The sequence below is a fragment of the Thermus sediminis genome, assembly GCF_003426945.1.
Classification (GTDB): Bacteria; Deinococcota; Deinococci; order Deinococcales; family Thermaceae; genus Thermus; species Thermus sediminis.
Window position 1 is genome coordinate 444,957 of record NZ_QURO01000004.1, and the last position, 14,282, is coordinate 459,238.

Annotated in this window: 20 protein-coding genes and 1 pseudogene; 9 read left to right on the forward strand and 12 right to left on the reverse strand. The window is 66.6% G+C overall.

What is annotated here, in order from left to right; all coding sequences use genetic code 11:
- Positions 1 to 57 precede the first annotated feature (57 nt).
- A complete protein-coding gene (locus ATI37_RS02995; protein ID WP_117237043.1) occupies positions 58 to 258 on the forward strand; it encodes a hypothetical protein in 201 nt (66 codons plus the stop codon).
- On the opposite strand, the gene ATI37_RS03000 is transcribed toward ATI37_RS02995, so the two are convergent.
- The 12 genes and pseudogenes from ATI37_RS03000 to ATI37_RS03050 form a co-directional block, all read right to left on the reverse strand.
- Positions 237 to 692, reverse strand: coding sequence for a divergent PAP2 family protein (locus tag ATI37_RS03000; protein ID WP_117237044.1), 456 nt, complete (start codon positions 690 to 692; stop codon positions 237 to 239). The two genes, ATI37_RS02995 and ATI37_RS03000, sit on opposite strands and share 22 nt — an antisense overlap.
- Complete coding sequence (locus ATI37_RS03005; protein ID WP_117237045.1) at positions 676 to 1,527, reverse strand: bifunctional 5,10-methylenetetrahydrofolate dehydrogenase/5,10-methenyltetrahydrofolate cyclohydrolase; 852 nt, start codon at positions 1,525 to 1,527, stop codon at positions 676 to 678. The genes ATI37_RS03000 and ATI37_RS03005 overlap by 17 nt, the downstream gene beginning before the upstream one ends.
- Positions 1,528 to 1,983, reverse strand: coding sequence for a transcription antitermination factor NusB (gene nusB / locus ATI37_RS03010; protein ID WP_117237046.1), 456 nt, complete (start codon positions 1,981 to 1,983; stop codon positions 1,528 to 1,530).
- Positions 1,976 to 2,305 (reverse strand): Asp23/Gls24 family envelope stress response protein, encoded by a 330-nt coding sequence (locus ATI37_RS03015; RefSeq protein WP_117237047.1) that lies wholly within the window; start codon positions 2,303 to 2,305, stop codon positions 1,976 to 1,978. The genes nusB and ATI37_RS03015 overlap by 8 nt, the downstream gene beginning before the upstream one ends.
- A gap of 12 nt (positions 2,306 to 2,317) precedes the next feature.
- Positions 2,318 to 3,655, reverse strand: a complete 1,338-nt coding sequence (gene accC, locus ATI37_RS03020; RefSeq protein WP_117237048.1) for an acetyl-CoA carboxylase biotin carboxylase subunit — start codon at positions 3,653 to 3,655, stop codon at positions 2,318 to 2,320.
- The gene (accB, locus tag ATI37_RS03025; protein ID WP_117237049.1) at positions 3,652 to 4,143 is read right to left on the reverse strand and encodes an acetyl-CoA carboxylase biotin carboxyl carrier protein; all 492 of its coding nucleotides are present in this window, start codon (positions 4,141 to 4,143) and stop codon (positions 3,652 to 3,654) included. The genes accC and accB overlap by 4 nt, the downstream gene beginning before the upstream one ends.
- 110 nt (positions 4,144 to 4,253) lie before the next feature.
- On the reverse strand, positions 4,254 to 4,808 hold the full coding sequence (gene efp / locus ATI37_RS03030) for an elongation factor P (RefSeq protein WP_117237050.1): 555 nt from the start codon (positions 4,806 to 4,808) through the stop codon (positions 4,254 to 4,256).
- A complete protein-coding gene (locus ATI37_RS03035) occupies positions 4,805 to 5,722 on the reverse strand; it encodes a PHP domain-containing protein (RefSeq protein WP_117237051.1) in 918 nt (305 codons plus the stop codon). Before ATI37_RS03035 ends, efp begins: the two co-directional genes overlap by 4 nt.
- A gap of 6 nt (positions 5,723 to 5,728) precedes the next feature.
- The gene (locus tag ATI37_RS11665; protein ID WP_198665496.1) at positions 5,729 to 5,893 is read right to left on the reverse strand and encodes a hypothetical protein; all 165 of its coding nucleotides are present in this window, start codon (positions 5,891 to 5,893) and stop codon (positions 5,729 to 5,731) included.
- Between the two features lie 177 nt (positions 5,894 to 6,070).
- Positions 6,071 to 6,320: pseudogene (locus ATI37_RS12555) on the reverse strand (alpha/beta hydrolase family protein); the annotation flags it as partial.
- Positions 6,321 to 6,393: 73 nt separating this feature from the next.
- Positions 6,394 to 7,263, reverse strand: a complete 870-nt coding sequence (gene speB / locus ATI37_RS03045; RefSeq protein WP_117237052.1) for an agmatinase — start codon at positions 7,261 to 7,263, stop codon at positions 6,394 to 6,396.
- Positions 7,264 to 7,279: 16 nt separating this feature from the next.
- Entirely contained in the window at positions 7,280 to 8,602 is a 1,323-nt protein-coding gene (locus ATI37_RS03050) for a M20/M25/M40 family metallo-hydrolase (protein WP_117237053.1), read from the reverse strand.
- Positions 8,603 to 8,619: 17 nt separating this feature from the next.
- Between ATI37_RS03050 and mglB the strand changes: the two genes are divergently transcribed.
- From mglB to rpsO, 8 genes are all read left to right on the forward strand, one after another.
- Positions 8,620 to 9,111 (forward strand): GTPase-activating protein MglB, encoded by a 492-nt coding sequence (gene mglB / locus ATI37_RS03055; protein WP_117237054.1) that lies wholly within the window; start codon positions 8,620 to 8,622, stop codon positions 9,109 to 9,111.
- Position 9,112: 1 nt separating this feature from the next.
- Positions 9,113 to 9,703 carry a GTPase MglA gene (mglA, locus tag ATI37_RS03060; RefSeq protein ID WP_117237055.1) on the forward strand — a complete coding sequence of 197 codons (591 nt, stop codon included), beginning with the start codon at positions 9,113 to 9,115 and terminating at the stop codon, positions 9,701 to 9,703.
- A gap of 213 nt (positions 9,704 to 9,916) precedes the next feature.
- Complete coding sequence (locus ATI37_RS03065) at positions 9,917 to 10,021, forward strand: cytochrome c oxidase subunit 2A (protein ID WP_117237056.1); 105 nt, start codon at positions 9,917 to 9,919, stop codon at positions 10,019 to 10,021.
- Positions 10,022 to 10,023: 2 nt separating this feature from the next.
- Entirely contained in the window at positions 10,024 to 10,536 is a 513-nt protein-coding gene (locus ATI37_RS03070) for a cupredoxin domain-containing protein (RefSeq protein WP_117237057.1), read from the forward strand.
- Position 10,537: 1 nt separating this feature from the next.
- The gene (locus tag ATI37_RS03075; protein ID WP_117237058.1) at positions 10,538 to 12,229 is read left to right on the forward strand and encodes a b(o/a)3-type cytochrome-c oxidase subunit 1; all 1,692 of its coding nucleotides are present in this window, start codon (positions 10,538 to 10,540) and stop codon (positions 12,227 to 12,229) included.
- A gap of 54 nt (positions 12,230 to 12,283) precedes the next feature.
- Entirely contained in the window at positions 12,284 to 12,781 is a 498-nt protein-coding gene (locus tag ATI37_RS03080) for a hypothetical protein (protein ID WP_117237059.1), read from the forward strand.
- Positions 12,778 to 13,923, forward strand: a complete 1,146-nt coding sequence (locus tag ATI37_RS03085; protein WP_117237060.1) for an MFS transporter — start codon at positions 12,778 to 12,780, stop codon at positions 13,921 to 13,923. The genes ATI37_RS03080 and ATI37_RS03085 overlap by 4 nt, the downstream gene beginning before the upstream one ends.
- A 65-nt stretch (positions 13,924 to 13,988) precedes the next feature.
- Positions 13,989 to 14,258 carry a 30S ribosomal protein S15 gene (rpsO, locus tag ATI37_RS03090; protein WP_117237061.1) on the forward strand — a complete coding sequence of 90 codons (270 nt, stop codon included), beginning with the start codon at positions 13,989 to 13,991 and terminating at the stop codon, positions 14,256 to 14,258.
- Positions 14,259 to 14,282: the final 24 nt, after the last annotated feature.

The window sequence follows — 14,282 nt, forward strand, 5'->3', positions numbered from 1 at the left end:
ACTCGGTAAAAGTTTACCCCATCCCCCAGGCCTGACAAGAGCGTACAATGACCTCCCGTGGAGACCGTGGCCCTCCTTGCCCTCCTCTTCTTCGGGCTTTTGAACCTCTACGTCTTTCACCGCTTCAAAAAGCCCCTCCTCCCCCTCATCCTGGTCCTCTTCCTGAGCTTCTTCGTCTTCTTCCTGAACCCGGCCCTGGGCCTTTTGGTCTTCCTGATGGGCCAGACCCTGGCCTTCTACGCCGCCGGGAAGAGGTAGTGGACCCCAAGGGCCACCAAGAGGCCCAGGAGGGCCCCCACGAAGACCTCCAGGTAGGTGTGGCCCAAAAGCTCCTTCAGGGGCTCCGGCTTAGGGCCCTTGCGCAAGACCTCCTGGAACTCCTGCACCAGCTGGTTCAGGAGCTGGGCGTGAAGCCCCGCCGCCCGACGGATCCCCGTGGCGTCGTACATGACGATGAGGGCAAGGATGGCGGCCACGGCGAAGAGGGGGCTATGGAAACCCTCCTTCAGGCCCACGGCCACCGCCAGAGCGCTCACGGTGGCGGCATGGCTGGAGGGCATCCCCCCGCTCTCCAGGAAGCGCTCCCACTGGAAGCGGCCCTCGAGGCGGTAGTAGAGGAAAAGCTTCAGGGCCTGGGCCAGGAAGTTCGCCAGGATGGCGGTCCAGAAGACCTGGTTAGCGAGGAGGTCCATGCCGCCTCAACAGGGCCGCCTTCACGGTGTTGGCCATGAGCATGGCCACGGTCATGGGCCCCACGCCCCCGGGAACCGGGGTGAGGGCCGAGGCCACCTCCGCCACCTCGGGGTGCACGTCCCCGAGGAGCCTTTCCCCCACCCGGTTCACCCCCACGTCCACCACCACCGCCCCCGGGCGCACCCATTCCTTGCGGACCAGGTGGGGCCGGCCCACGGCCACCACCAGGACCTCCGCCCGCCGGACCACCTCGGGAAGACTGGCCGTCTTGGAGTGGGCCAGGGTGGGGGTGGCGTCCTCCCGGAGGAGAAGGGCCGCCAGGGGCTTGCCCACGATGTTGGAGCGGCCCAGGACCACCACCTCCTTGCCCCTGAGGTCCACCCCGTAATGCCGGAGGAGGCGGACCACCCCCAAGGGGGTGCAGGGGAAAAGCCCCTCGCCCCCGCTCCAAAGCCGGCCTACGTTCACCGGGTGGAAGCCGTCCACATCCTTCTGGGGGGAGATGGCCTCGAGGACCCGCTCCACCCGGATGTGGGGAGGGAGGGGGAGTTGGACCAGGATGCCGTCCACGCCCTCATCGCGGTTGAGGACCCCAATCCTCTCCAGGAGGGCCTCCTCGGGGTAGTCCTCGGGATAGGCCTCCACCTGGCTCCTAAGGCCAAGTTCTCGAGCCCTTCTTTCCTTGAGGCGCACGTAGGACACGGAGGCGGGGTTCTCCCCTAGACGGATCACCCGCAAGGAAGGGACAAAGGGCAGGGCTTGGAGCCGCTTTCGCAGCTCCCCGTAAACCGCTTCCGCCACTTCGCGGCCCGAAAGGATCCGGGCTCGGGTCATCTAGCCCTCCTTGGACATGGCCTTCACTTCCCCCTCCTGGATGCGCCGATAAAGCCGCCCCAGCACCCCGTTCACGAAGGCTCCGGAGCGCTCGCCCCCGTAGCGGTTGGCGATCTTCACCGCCACCTCGATGAGGGGGGCGAAGGGGGTGGGCTCGTAGAGCATCTCGTAAGCGGCCAGGCGCAAGACGGTGAGGTCGGTCTTGGACATCTGGGCGAAGTCCCAGCCCTCTACGGTTTCCTGCAGGATGCGGTCCACTTCCTCCCGATGGGCCCCGTAGCCCAGGAGGAGCCCGTGGGCGAAGGCCACCCCCTCCTGGTCCAGGGGGTCACCATAGGGGTCGTCCTCCCCGTCCATCTCCTCCAGGGCGTGCCTGAAGGCCTCCTCCAGGTCCACGCCCCCCTGGGTGTGGGCGAAGAGGGCCCGCATGGCCAGCTCCCGCGCCCGCCTACGCATGCCCCCCCGGGCGGTACTCCACCTGGGCCACGGTGACGTTCACCGCCCTGACCCTTTCCCCGATGGCCAAAAAGATGGCCTCGGAGACAGCCCTCTGCACCTCTTTGGCCAGTTCGGGGATGGCCACCCCGTAGTTCACGGAGAGGACCAGGTCCACGGAAAGCCCCTCTGGCAGACGCTCTACCTTGATGGGCTTCATACGGCGGAAGACCTCGCCCAAGGAGCGGGGAACCACCTCCAGGGGACGGACCCCCTCGAGGCCCGCGAGCGCGTGGGCCACCAGGCCCTCGAGGGCATGGTCGCTGATCTCGTAGTCCACCATCACACGCCCAGTCTACATCTCCATCCGCCGGGCCACGAAGTTGGTGTAGACGGCCCCCCGGCGGAAGAAGGCGTTCTGGAGGACCTTTTGGTGGAAGGGGATGGTGGTCTTGAGGCCGGGGCCTTCAATGACCGTCTCCCCCAAGGCCCGTTCCAGGCGCCTTATGGCCTCCTCCCGGGTGGGAGCCCAGGCGATGATCTTGGCGACGAGGCTGTCGTAGTGGGGAGGGATCTGGTAGCCCGCATAGAGGTGGCTATCCACCCGAATCCCCGGCCCCCCGGGGAAGAGCAGGGTCTCCACCTTGCCGATGGAGGGCCTGAAGCCCTTCTCCGGGTCCTCGGCGTTGATGCGCGCCTCTATGGCGTGGCCCCGGACCTCGATCTCCTCCTGCCTAAGCCAAAGCTTCTCCCCCATGGCGATGCGGAACTGGGCCTGCACCAGGTCCACGCCGGTGACCATCTCCGTGATGGGGTGCTCCACCTGGATGCGGGTGTTCATCTCAATGAAGTAGAAGTTCCCCTCCTTGTCCACCAAAAACTCCAGGGTCCCCGCGGACACGTAGCCCACGTGCTCCGCAAGCCTCCTGGCCGCCTCAGCGATGGCCCTTCGGGTCTCGTAGGGAAGGACACTCGGGGCCTCCTCCAAGAGTTTCTGGTGGCGACGCTGGATGGAGCAGTCCCGCTCCCAGAGGTGGACCACCCGCTCCCCGTCCCCCAGGACCTGGATCTCGATGTGCTTGGGCTCCTCAATGTACTTCTCCAGGTAAATGGCGGGGTTGCCGAAGGCGGCCCGGGCCTCCTCTTGGGCCTGGAGGACCGCCCATTCCAGGTCTTCCTCGGTGTGGACCACCCGCATGCCCCGGCCCCCGCCCCCGGCGGAGGCCTTGAGGATCACGGGGTAGCCGATCTCCAAAGCGGCCCGCTTGGCCTCCTCCACGCTCCCTAGCTCGTCCGTGCCCGGGACCGTGGGCACCCCCGCCTCCCGGGCCACCTTGCGGGCTGTGGCCTTATCCCCTAGGGCCCGCATGTTCTCCGGGGTAGGGCCGATGAAGGCGATGCCGTGCTCCTGGCACATCTCGGCGAAGGTGGCGTTCTCCGCCAGGAAGCCGTAACCGGGGTGGATGGCGTCCGCCCCGGTCACGATGGCCGCGGAGAGGAGGTTGGGGATGTTGAGGTAGCTCTGGCCCGAAGGGGGAGGGCCAATGCAGATGGCCTCGTCGGCCAGGAGGACGGGAAGGCTCTTCTCGTCGGCGGTGGAGTGGGCCACCACGGTCTTGACGCCCAGCTCCCGGGCTGCCCGGATGATCCTTAAGGCGATCTCCCCCCGGTTGGCGATCAAGACCTTCTTCATACGGGCTGGATGAGGAAGAGGGGCTGGCCGTACTCCACGGGCTCCCCGTTTTGCACCAGGATCTTCTTCACCGTGCCCGAGACCTCGGACTCGATCTCGTTCATGAGCTTCATGGCCTCGATGATGCAGAGGACCTGGCCCTTCTCCACCCGGTCCCCCTCCTTCACGTAAGGGGGGGCGTCGGGGGCCGGGGCCCGGTAGAAGGTGCCCACGATGGGAGCCCGCACCTCCACGTAGCCGGGGTGCCCCTCCTCCTGGGGCTTGGGGGCCTCGAGGGGGGCAGGGGCCGGCGAGGCCTCCGCCGGGGCCTGGGCGGGCACTGGGACTGGAGCAGGAACAGGGGCGGCCACCCCTTGGGGCGCGGCCACCACCGGCACCTCCCCGCCCCGGCGCACGGTGAGCTTGTAGTCGGGGGTCTCCAGGGTGAGCTCGTTCACCCCGTGCTCCACCAGGGCCTGCAGGATCTGCTTTAGTTCCTTTGGTGTCATAGGGGCACCTCGCGGCATAGAGCTTACCCCAGGAAGGCCCAGGGAAAGCCTTGGACCTGGTCAAAGCCAAAGGCTCAGGTCAGGCCTCGAGCCCCCCTTGAGGAAGAGCCCTAGGCCCGGCCCACATAGGTCCCGGTGCGGGTGTCCACCTTGATCACCTCCCCCGGTTCCACGAAGAGGGGTACCTGGACCACGGCCCCAGTCTCGAGGGTAGCGGGCTTAGACCCTCCAGAGACCGTGTCCCCCCGAACCCCCGGGGGGGTGTCCACGATCCGGAGTTCCACCACCGTGGGCGGGGTGATCTTGAGGGGGCGGCCCTCGTACATGTCCCCCAAGACGGTCATCCCCTCCTTGAGGAAGCGGGCCCCCTCCGCCCGGTCCTTGGGCACGTGGAACTGCTCGTAGGTCTCCAGGTCCATGAGGACCAGCTCCTCCCCCTCAGGGTAGAGGTACTGGAGCTCCCGCGTTTCCACGTAGATGTCCTCCAGCCGCTCCCCGGAGTTGAAGGTGCGCTCCACGGTGGCCCCCGTCTCCAGGTTCTTGAACTTGGCCACCACCTTGGCCCCGCCGCGGCCCAGCTTCTGGTGCTGGTACTCCACGCACTCCCAAAGCCCGCCCTCCATCCTCACCTTGGTACCTGGGCGCAGGTCGGTCACGCTGATCATGCCTCCTCCTCTTGTAGGGCCCGTTCCAGGTCCAGGACCTGGGGCTTCAGCCCTAGTAGGTCAATATAGCGAAGGTAGTCCCCTTCCCCAAGTTCCCGCCCCGCTAGGGCCACGAGGAGGGCCTCCATCACGTTGGTGCCAAAGCCCCTTCCCCCAAGCCTAGGGGCGGTGGTGATGAGGTACCTGACCCCCCGGGCCCTCAAGAAGGCCACGTCTTCCTTGGTGATGGTGTTGGTGAGGACATCCTTGCCCCGCATATCCTCCGGCATGTGGCGCTTGAGGTAGTGCCAGTCCCCCGCCACCAGGTCCGCCCAGCGGTAGTAGCGGCTCCGCCAGTCCACCAGCTGCTTCTCCTGCCTCTCCCCGGTGGGATAGAGGAGGCCAAAGGGAAGCCGGGTCAAGAGGGGGAGGAGGAGGTGGGCTAGCTTCTGCAGAAAGGAAAGCCGGTAAAGGGGGATGGGAAGCCCCAGGGCGAAAATGAAGTCGCCGTAAAGCACCTTGGCCCCCACCCTGTCCAAGGCCTCCGCCATCCCGAAGCGGTCCACGGCAGAAGGGAGAAGCACCTTGGTCTTTTTCCAGTCAAAGAGGGAGGAGAGTTCGTACACAGCCCTGCGCTCCAGGGTGTGCTTCAGGCCGGAGCCATCCACCACCGGGGTCTTCTTGGCGGCCTCTTTCAGCCTCCTGGCATCCTGGATGACGTAGCGCCTTTTCCCCGCCACCAGGTAGAGGTCAATCCCCCCAAGGCCAATGGCATCCACCTTGCCGTCCAGCTGGCGAATAAGGCAGATGGCCTCCTGGAAGTCTCCGTCCGTACCCCGCCGCTCCAGGACCACCTTCTCCCCCAGAAGCTCCACCTCGGCCACGGAGTCGCGGTGGCGGCTGCCAAGGGAAACGGAAACCACGTGCCTGGCCACAGAGGGCTATTCTAGCTGGAGGAAGAGGGCGAGGAGGAGGAGGAGCAAGGCCAGGAGAAAAAAGGGCCAGGTCCGCTTGGCCCCGACGAGCCGGGCTAGAATCCCGAAAAGGGCCGCACCGAAGGCCAGGGAGAGGAAGAGGGCCGGAAGGTTCTCCAAAAAGGCTCGCACAGCGTCAGTCTAGCGCAACATGGGGCGCAAAAAAGCCAGGGCCCTCTGCCGCAAGAGCCCGTCCAGCTCCCCCTGCAAGGGGCGCCTCCCGGGTAGGCGAAGCCCCCTGCGGGGTTGCCCAGGGGCTTCACCCTTTAGCAAGGGGTGGCCGAGGGGGGCGATCCGGGAAGGGGAGGCCCGGGCGGGAAGGCCTTCCGAAGGGGGGTGGCCCTGGTTGGGGTGGAGGACCAAAAACCCCGTAGAGGACCCCCAAAGGGCCTCGGCCCCCAGGGAGGTTGGCCAGGCCCTAGGCCCGGAGGCCATCGGAAAGGTGGGAGAACTGGACCCGGGTGAAGCGGACGCCTTCCTCCAGGACCCGCTCCACCCGGACCCCTCCCCTTAGGGCCGGGTGGGGGAGGGCGAGGGCCTGGGGCCAGGCCCAGAGGGAAAGAAAGGCCTAGAAAACCCCAAGCCGGGACACGCCATAAGCCCGCGGCCCCCAACGGGAGGGGGAATGTGGGCTAGGGAGGCGCAAGCCAGCCCGCCTGAAGCCCCTTGAGGCCGATGGCGTGGTAGACCAGCTGGGCGGCGGTCATCTCCGCGTGGAACTGGCCGGTCGGGGAAAGCTCCACGAAGTCCATTCCCACCACCTCCTTCTCCCCAAAGACGGCCTCGAGGAGATCCACCGCCTGGCGGTAGGAGAGCCCCCCGGGAAGCGGGGTGCCCACGCTGGGCATGAGGGAGGGGTCCAGGGCGTCGTAGTCAAAGGAGATGTAGACCCTCCTCCCCAAAGCGGAAAGGATCTCCTCCAGGGGAAGCCCCTCCCGGTGGATCCGATGGGCGGGAAAGAGGGCCACGCCCCTCTCCCGGGCCAGGGCCAGGGCGTCCCGGTCCATGGCCCGAACCCCCACCTGCACCAGGGGAAACCCCTCCGTGAGGAGACGGTGGGAGGAGGAGGCGTGGGAGTAAATGGAGCCCTGCCACTCTGGGTAGAGGTCGGCGTGGGCGTCGATGTGGAGGATGGAGAACTCCCCCAAGGCCTCCCGGTGGGCCAGGACCAAGGGGTGGACGATGGAGTGGTCCCCCCCCAGGGCCACCAGGAACTTGCCCGCCCTTAGGTGGCCGAGGGCCGCCTCCCGGATCAGGCGGTGGCTCTCTTCGGCGCTTCCCGCCACGAAGGGCACGGGCTCCGCCGCGTGGATCCCCACCTCCTCGGGGGCTACGGAAAGCTCCAGGAGGAAGGGCTCTAGCTCCCGGCTAGCCAGGAGGATGGCCTCCGGCCCCCGCCTTGCCCCGGGCAGGAAGGAGAGGGAAAGGTCGTAGGGCACGGGCAGGACCACCACCCGGGCCACCTCGTAAGGGGTGTCGCGCTCACCGAAGGGGAGGCGCATACCCCAAGAGGATACCCTAAACCCCGAAGAAGCGCTCCAAGAGGCGGAGGAGGGCCAGGGTGCCCCGCTCAAAGTCCCGGATGCGGAGGTGCTCGTTGGGGCTATGGACCCGGTTCCCGGGGTAGCCCACCCCCAGGCCCACGGCGGGGGCCTTCAGGTGGTGGAGGAAGGGGTGCATGGGCCCGGAGCCCGGCATGTTGGGGTAGAGGACCGCCTTTTCCCCAAAGGTCTCCTCCAGGGCCTCCTTGACCAGGCGAACGAAGGGGTGGGCCAGGTCCGAGCGGGCCGGACGCTCCCCCCTCTCCAGGACCACCACCTCCACGTCGTGGATGCCCTGGGCCTCGAGGTGGCCCCTGAGGAGCCCGGGGATCTCCTCTGGGTCCTGGTCGGGCACCAGGCGGAAGTCTAGCTTGGCCATGGCCTCGGCGGGGAGGACGGTCTTGGTGCCGGGCCCCCCGTAGCCCGAGTGGAAGCCGTTGACGTTCAGGCAGGGCTCGGCAAAAAGGCGCTGGTGGAACTCCAGGTCCCTGGCCCCGCCCAGGAAGTCCCGCACCCCAAAGGTGGCCTTTAGCTCCTCGGCCTCGTTGGGGATAGCCGAAAGGGCCTCCAGCTCTAAGGGGGTGAGGGGACGGACCCGGTCGTAGAAGCCAGGGATCAGGACCCGCCCCTCCTCGTCCCGCAAGGAGGAAATGGCCTTGCTGAGGCGGTAGATGGGGTTTTCCACCACCGCCCCGTAGGAGGAGTGGAGGTCAAAGGCCGCCGTGCGCACCCTGAGCTCCAAGGCCACGATGCCCTTGAGGCCCGCGTAGAGGTAGGGCCTGCCCTTGGCGTCCACACCCCCTGACTCCCAGACCACGGCCTCGGCCCTCAGGAGGTCCTTTTTGTCCGCTACGTAGGCCTCGAGGTGGGGGCTTCCCACCTCCTCCTCTCCCTCCACCACGAACTTGACCCGGGGTAGGAAGCCGTGTTTTTCCTTGAAAAGCCTCAGGGCCACCACCCGGGCCAAAAACTCCCCCTTGTCGTCGTGGGTGCCCCGCCCGTACCAGGCCCCCTCCCGCTCCACCAGGGTGAAGGGGTCCGTCTCCCAGAGGTCCAGGGGATCTGGGGGCTGGACATCGTAGTGGTTGTAGAAAAGAAGGGTCCTCTCCCCCACCCCGCCCTCGGCGTAGACCACGGGGGGGCCGTACCCCTCGTGCAGGGCGGCAGAAAGCCCTAGACCTTCCAAGATCTCAGCCACCTTCGCCGCTCCCTCCCTAAGGGCTTTGCCCTCGGCGCTCACGGTGGGAAGGGCCACCAGCTCCGCCAGGAGGGCCTTGGCCTGCTGCAAAAAGGGACTCATGGTAGACTGAGTGTACCATGGTGGAACCCTCCTTGGTCCTCTACGGGGCCCTTTACGAGCGGGCCTTGGGCCTCCTCGAGGACACCCTCCGGGAAACCGGGGCCCGCTACGCCCTCCTCACCGACCGCAAGGGCTTTGTCCTGGCCCACAAGGAAGCCCTCTGGGCCCCCAAGCCCCCGCCTTTGGACTCCCTGGCCACCCTGGTGGCGGGAAACGCCGCCGCCACCCAAGCCCTGGCCAAGCTCCTAGGAGAAACCAGCTTCCAGGAGCTGGTCCACCAGGGGGAGCGCGTGGGCCTCTACGTGGACGAAGCCGGGGAGCACGCCCTTCTGGTCCTGGTCTTTGACCAGAGCGCCCCCTTGGGCAAGGTCAAGCTTTACGGGAAGCGGGCGGCGGAGGGGCTGGCTAGGATCGCTGAGGAGGCCCTAGCCAAGCCTTCTAGGCCCAACCTGGACACCGAGTACCGCGAAGGGGCCAAGGCCCTTTTGGACCAGCTCTTCGGCAACTAACATGAGCACCATCAACTTCGCCAACCGTGAGATCAACTTCAAGATCGTCTACTACGGCCCCGGGCTCTCGGGGAAGACCACCAACCTGAAGTGGATCTACGGAAAGATCCCCGAGGGGCGCAAAGGGGAGATGATCTCCCTGGCCACGGAGGACGAGCGCACCCTCTTCTTTGACTTCCTACCCCTGGACCTGGGGGAGGTCAAGGGCTTCAAGACCCGCTTTCACCTCTACACCGTCCCCGGGCAGGTGTTCTACAACGCTAGCCGCAAGCTGATCCTGAGGGGCGTGGACGGGATCGTCTTCGTGGCGGACTCGGCCCCCAACCGCCTCAGGGCCAATGCGGAGAGCATGCGCAACATGCGGGAGAACCTGGCGGAGTACGGCCTCAAGGTGGAGGACCTCCCCGTGGTGCTCCAGGTGAACAAGCGGGACCTTCCCGATGCCCTTCCCGTGGAGATGGTGCGGGCCGTGGTGGACCCCGAAGGCCGGTTCCCGGTATTTGAGGCGGTGGCCACCGAAGGCCAAGGGGTGGTTGAGACCCTGAAGGAAGTGAGCCGGCTGGTGTTGGCCCGGGTGGGAAGCACCACCTAGGTGGCCGAGTGCCCCAGAGTTTCCGTGCGGATGCTAGGCTGGGGCCAAAGGGTGGGGGCCCTGGGGCTCCGTTCGCTTCAGTATAGTTTGGTATAGGGACAAATGTCATACCCTACCCCCGTATACAGCGGGGACAAATGTACTTTTCTCTACGGCAGATCTTTCGCTACCATGGGCTACGTGTACGGCAACCTGCCGTAAGGGAGGAAGGGTATGCAGGAAAAACCGGTAGGCGCTTTAGCTGTGGTAGCCATCCTAGCGGTCGTGATCTTCGTCTTCTGGTTCGGGGTATTGGCCGTTTTCCTGGCCAGGGGGTAGCCATGTCCGAGCGGGAAGCCCAGCTCAAGAAGGCCATCTTGGAGTACGAGAAGAAGTGGATCGCCTTCTCCGTCTTTACCGTCCTCCTCTTCACGGCCATCATCGCCTTCACCTTGGCCAACCACGGCCTTCGGGGGGTGATCCCCGTAGGCGAGCTGGAGCGGGTAGACCCCACCACGGTCCGCCTCGAGGGCCCCTGGGCTGACCCCGAACAGGCCGTCATCCAGACAGGGCCCAACCAGTACACCGTTCACGTGCTGGCCTTCTCCTACGGGTACCAGCCCAACCCCATCGTGGTCCCCAGGGGGGCGGAGATCGTCTTCCGGGTCACCAGCCCCGATGTGCTCCACGGCTTCCACATCGAGGGGACCAACGTCAACGTGGAGGTCCTGCCCGGGGAGGTGACCACCGTGCGGTACACCTTCCAGCAGGCAGGGGAGTACCGGATCATCTGCAACCAGTACTGCGGCGTTGGGCACCACCTGATGTTTGGCAGGGTCGTGGTGGAGGAGTAAGATGGCGGTGAAAGCTTTTCCCCAAGTCTACGCCGAAAACCCCGAGAAGAAGCTCACCCTTTACTACCTGGTCCTGGGCTTCGTGGCCCTCTTGGTCGGCAGCCTCTTCGGCCCCTTCCAGGCCCTGAACTACGGGAACGTGGACGCCTATCCCCTCCTAAAGCGCCTCCTGCCCTTCGTCCAGTCCTACTATCAGGGCCTCACCCTCCACGGCGTCCTGAACGCCATCGTCTTCACCCAGCTCCTGGCCATGGCGGTGATGCTCTACCTCCCCGCCCGGGAGCTCAGGGCCTACGGGGTCCAGCCCAACCTCACCTGGGGCTGGGTGGCCTGGTGGATGGCCTTCCTGGGCCTCTTGACCGCAGCCTTGCCCCTCCTGGCCAACGAGGCCACCGTCCTCTACACCTTCTACCCCCCCCTTAAGGGCCACTGGGCCTTCTACGTGGGGGCCACGGTCTTCGTGGCCGCCAGCCTGGTGGTGGGGCTTTCGGTTATCGGCATGTGGCTGCGGTTCAAGAGGCGCTACCCCGAGCGCATCACCCCCCTGGCCACCTACATGGCGGTGACCTTTTGGCTCATGTGGCTCCTGGCCTCCTTGGGGCTGGTGGTGGAAAGCCTCTTCTTCCTCATCCCCTGGTCCTTGGGCCTTATCCAAGGGGTGGACCCCCTCCTGGCCCGGACCCTCTTCTGGTACACGGCCCACCCCATCGTCTACTTCTGGCTCCTCCCCGCCTACGCCATCCTCTACCTGGTCCTGCCCAAGCTGGCGGGGGGGAAGCTCATCTCCGACCCCCTAGCCCGGGTGGTCTTCCTCCTCTTCCTCCTCTTCTCCGTCCCCGTGGGCTTCCACCACCAGTACGCCGATCCTGGGATTGCCCCCACTTGGAAGTTCGTGCACGCCGTCCTCACCCTCTTCGTGGCCGTCCCCAGCCTGATCACCGCCTTCACGGTGGCCGCCAGCCTGGAGCTCGGAGGGAGGGCCCGCGGAGGCAAGGGCCTTCTGGGATGGATCCGCACCTTGCCCTGGGACAACCCCGCCTTCGCCGCCCCGGTGCTGGGCCTCATCGCCTTCATCCCCGGGGGAGCGGGGGGCATCGTGAACGCCAGCTACACCCTGAACTACGTGGTCCACAACACCGCCTGGGTCCCGGGCCACTTCCACCTGCAGGTGGGCACCCTGGTGACCATGACCATGATGGGGGCGGTCTTCTGGCTGGTGCCCCAGCTCACGGGCAAGCCCCTCACCGAGGGCATCCGCAAGGTGGGGCTTGCGGGGGTCTGGCTGTGGTTCGTGGGCATGATGATCATGGCGGTGGGGCTGCACTGGCAGGGCCTCCTCAACGTGCCCCGGCGGGCCTATATCGCCCAGACCCCAGAGGCTTACGCCCATACGGCGGTGCCCATGGTCTTCAACGCCATCTCGGGGATCATCCTCCTCCTGGCCATCGTCCTCTTCTTCTACGCCTTCTTCGCCCTCTTGCTGCAGAGGGAACGCCGCATGGAGGTGGCAGCGGCGGAGGTCCCCTTCGCCGAGGCCCTCTCCGACGGAGGGGATAGCCCCGGCATGCGGCTTCTGGAACGCATTTGGTTCTGGTTCGCCCTGGCGGTCTTGTTGGTAGCCCTAGCCTACGGGCCCACCTTGGTGCAGCTCTTCGCCAACCAAAACCCCGTGCCCGGGTGGCGGCTCTGGTAGCGGGGCAAGGGCCTCGAGGGCCAGGGACACCTGGCCCTTGAGGTTTCTTCTGGGATGGGGGAGACTGGGCCCGTGGGCTTCATCCCCGGCCGAGATCTGCCCTGGATCGCGGGCCTTTCCCTCCTGCCCTTCTTCCTCCAGTTCCTGGGTCTGGGGTTCGCCGACGTCCTAGGGGAAGGCCTTTGCGGGAGTGCCCTGGGGGTCTCGGAGGCCGAGGCCGTGCGCTACGGCCTGGTCTCGGAGTACTACCTCTACGGCCAGCTCTTCCTGGTCCTCTTGGCCCTCAAGGTCACCTACGCCCTGGGCCTTCTGATCCTCCGCTTCATGTACCCCGACCAGGACCCTCCCTTCACCCCCCTGGTCTGGCGCCTAGGGGTGGGGCTTTCCCTCACCCTTCTTCTCCTTTTCCTCCTCACCCGCACCCTCCCCCTCCCCTTCCCCACCCCCTTAGGCCTGGCCCTCCTCTCCCCCGCGCCTTTGGACCCCCTTTCCCTCCTCATGGTCCTGCCCGAGCCCTTCCTCCTCGGGCTCCTCCTTAGGCACCGCCCGTGAGGCTTCCCCCTCTTGTCTACCTCTTGGGCCTCGTCAGCTTCCTCATGGACGTGGCGGGCGAGATGGTCTACCCCCTCCTCCCCCTCTTTCTGGCGGGGCTTGGGGCCACCCCCACGGCCATCGGCCTGGTGGAGGGCGTGGCCGAGGCCACGGCCAGCCTCTTCAAGGTGGTGGGGGGGAGGCTCTCCGACCGCACGGGCAGGAGGCGGCCCTTTCTCCTCCTGGGCTACGGCCTCCCCGCCCTCTTCCGCCCCATCCTGGCCCTGGCGCAAAGCCCTTGGCACGTCCTCTTCTACCGCTTCTTGGACCGCACGGGGAAGGGCCTCAGGACCGCCCCCCGGGACGCCCTCATCGCCGAGAGCGTGCCCCAAGAGGCCTTGGGCCGGGCCTACGGCCTCCACCGGGGCCTGGACACCCTGGGGGCCACCCTGGGGCCCTTTCTGGCCTTTCTGCTTTTGCCCCTTGTGGGCACGCGGGGGGTCTTCTGGCTCTCCGCCCTCCCCGCCCTGCTGGCGGCGTTCATGCTCCTGTTTCTCAAAGAGGCGCCCCGGGCCCCCAGGCCCCTACCCCCCTTGCGCCTTTCCCGCATGGGCCGGGGCTACCGCCGCTTCCTCCTGGTCTCCGGGGTCTTCACCCTGGCCCTCTCCTCCAACGCCTTCCTCCTCCTCCGCCTAAAGGACCTGGGCCTAACGGAAGGCCAGGTGGCTTTGGCCTACACCCTCTACAACCTGGCCTACGCCCTCCTGGCCTACCCCTTGGGCAGCCTGGCGGACCGGGTAGGCCTGAGGCGGGTGGTGGCCCTGGGGTTTGGCCTCCACGCCCTGGCCTACCTGGGCTTTGCCGTGAGCGCCTCGGCCGCCATGGGCGTGGCCTTCCTCCTCATTTATGCCCTTCATTCCGCCGCCTTTGAGGGCACAAGCCGGGCCTACCTGGCCACCCTGGCCCCGGCGGAGGAAAAGGCCAGCGCCATCGGCCTTTACCACACCCTCATGGGCCTCCTCCTCCTGCCTGCGAGCCTCCTCTTTGGCCTCCTGTGGCAGGCCTTCGGGGCCCAGGTGGCCTTTTTGGCGGGGGCGGGGCTAGCCCTCCTGGCCCTCCTCCTCTTCCTGGTTGACGGGAAGGGCCAGCCCCCCTATCCTTAGGAAGGCCCCAAAGGGCCTCTGAGGAGGAAGGGGCGTTAGCGCCTTCCCCCCTGACGGAGGGAAACATGCCCATCACCAAGGAAGAGAAGCAGAAGGTCATAGAGGAGTTCGCCCGCTTCCCGGGGGACACCGGGAGCACGGAGGTGCAGGTGGCCCTCCTCACCCTGAGGATCAACCGCCTCTCCGAGCACCTCAAGGCGCACAAGCACGACCACCACTCCCACCGGGGCCTCCTCATGCTGGTGGGGCAGAGGCGGAGGCTTCTCCGCTACCTGGAACGGGAGGACCCCGAGCGGTATAGGGCCCTGGTTGAGAAACTGGGGCTGAGGAAGTAAACTAAAGCTTAGGTCGGGGGCGGG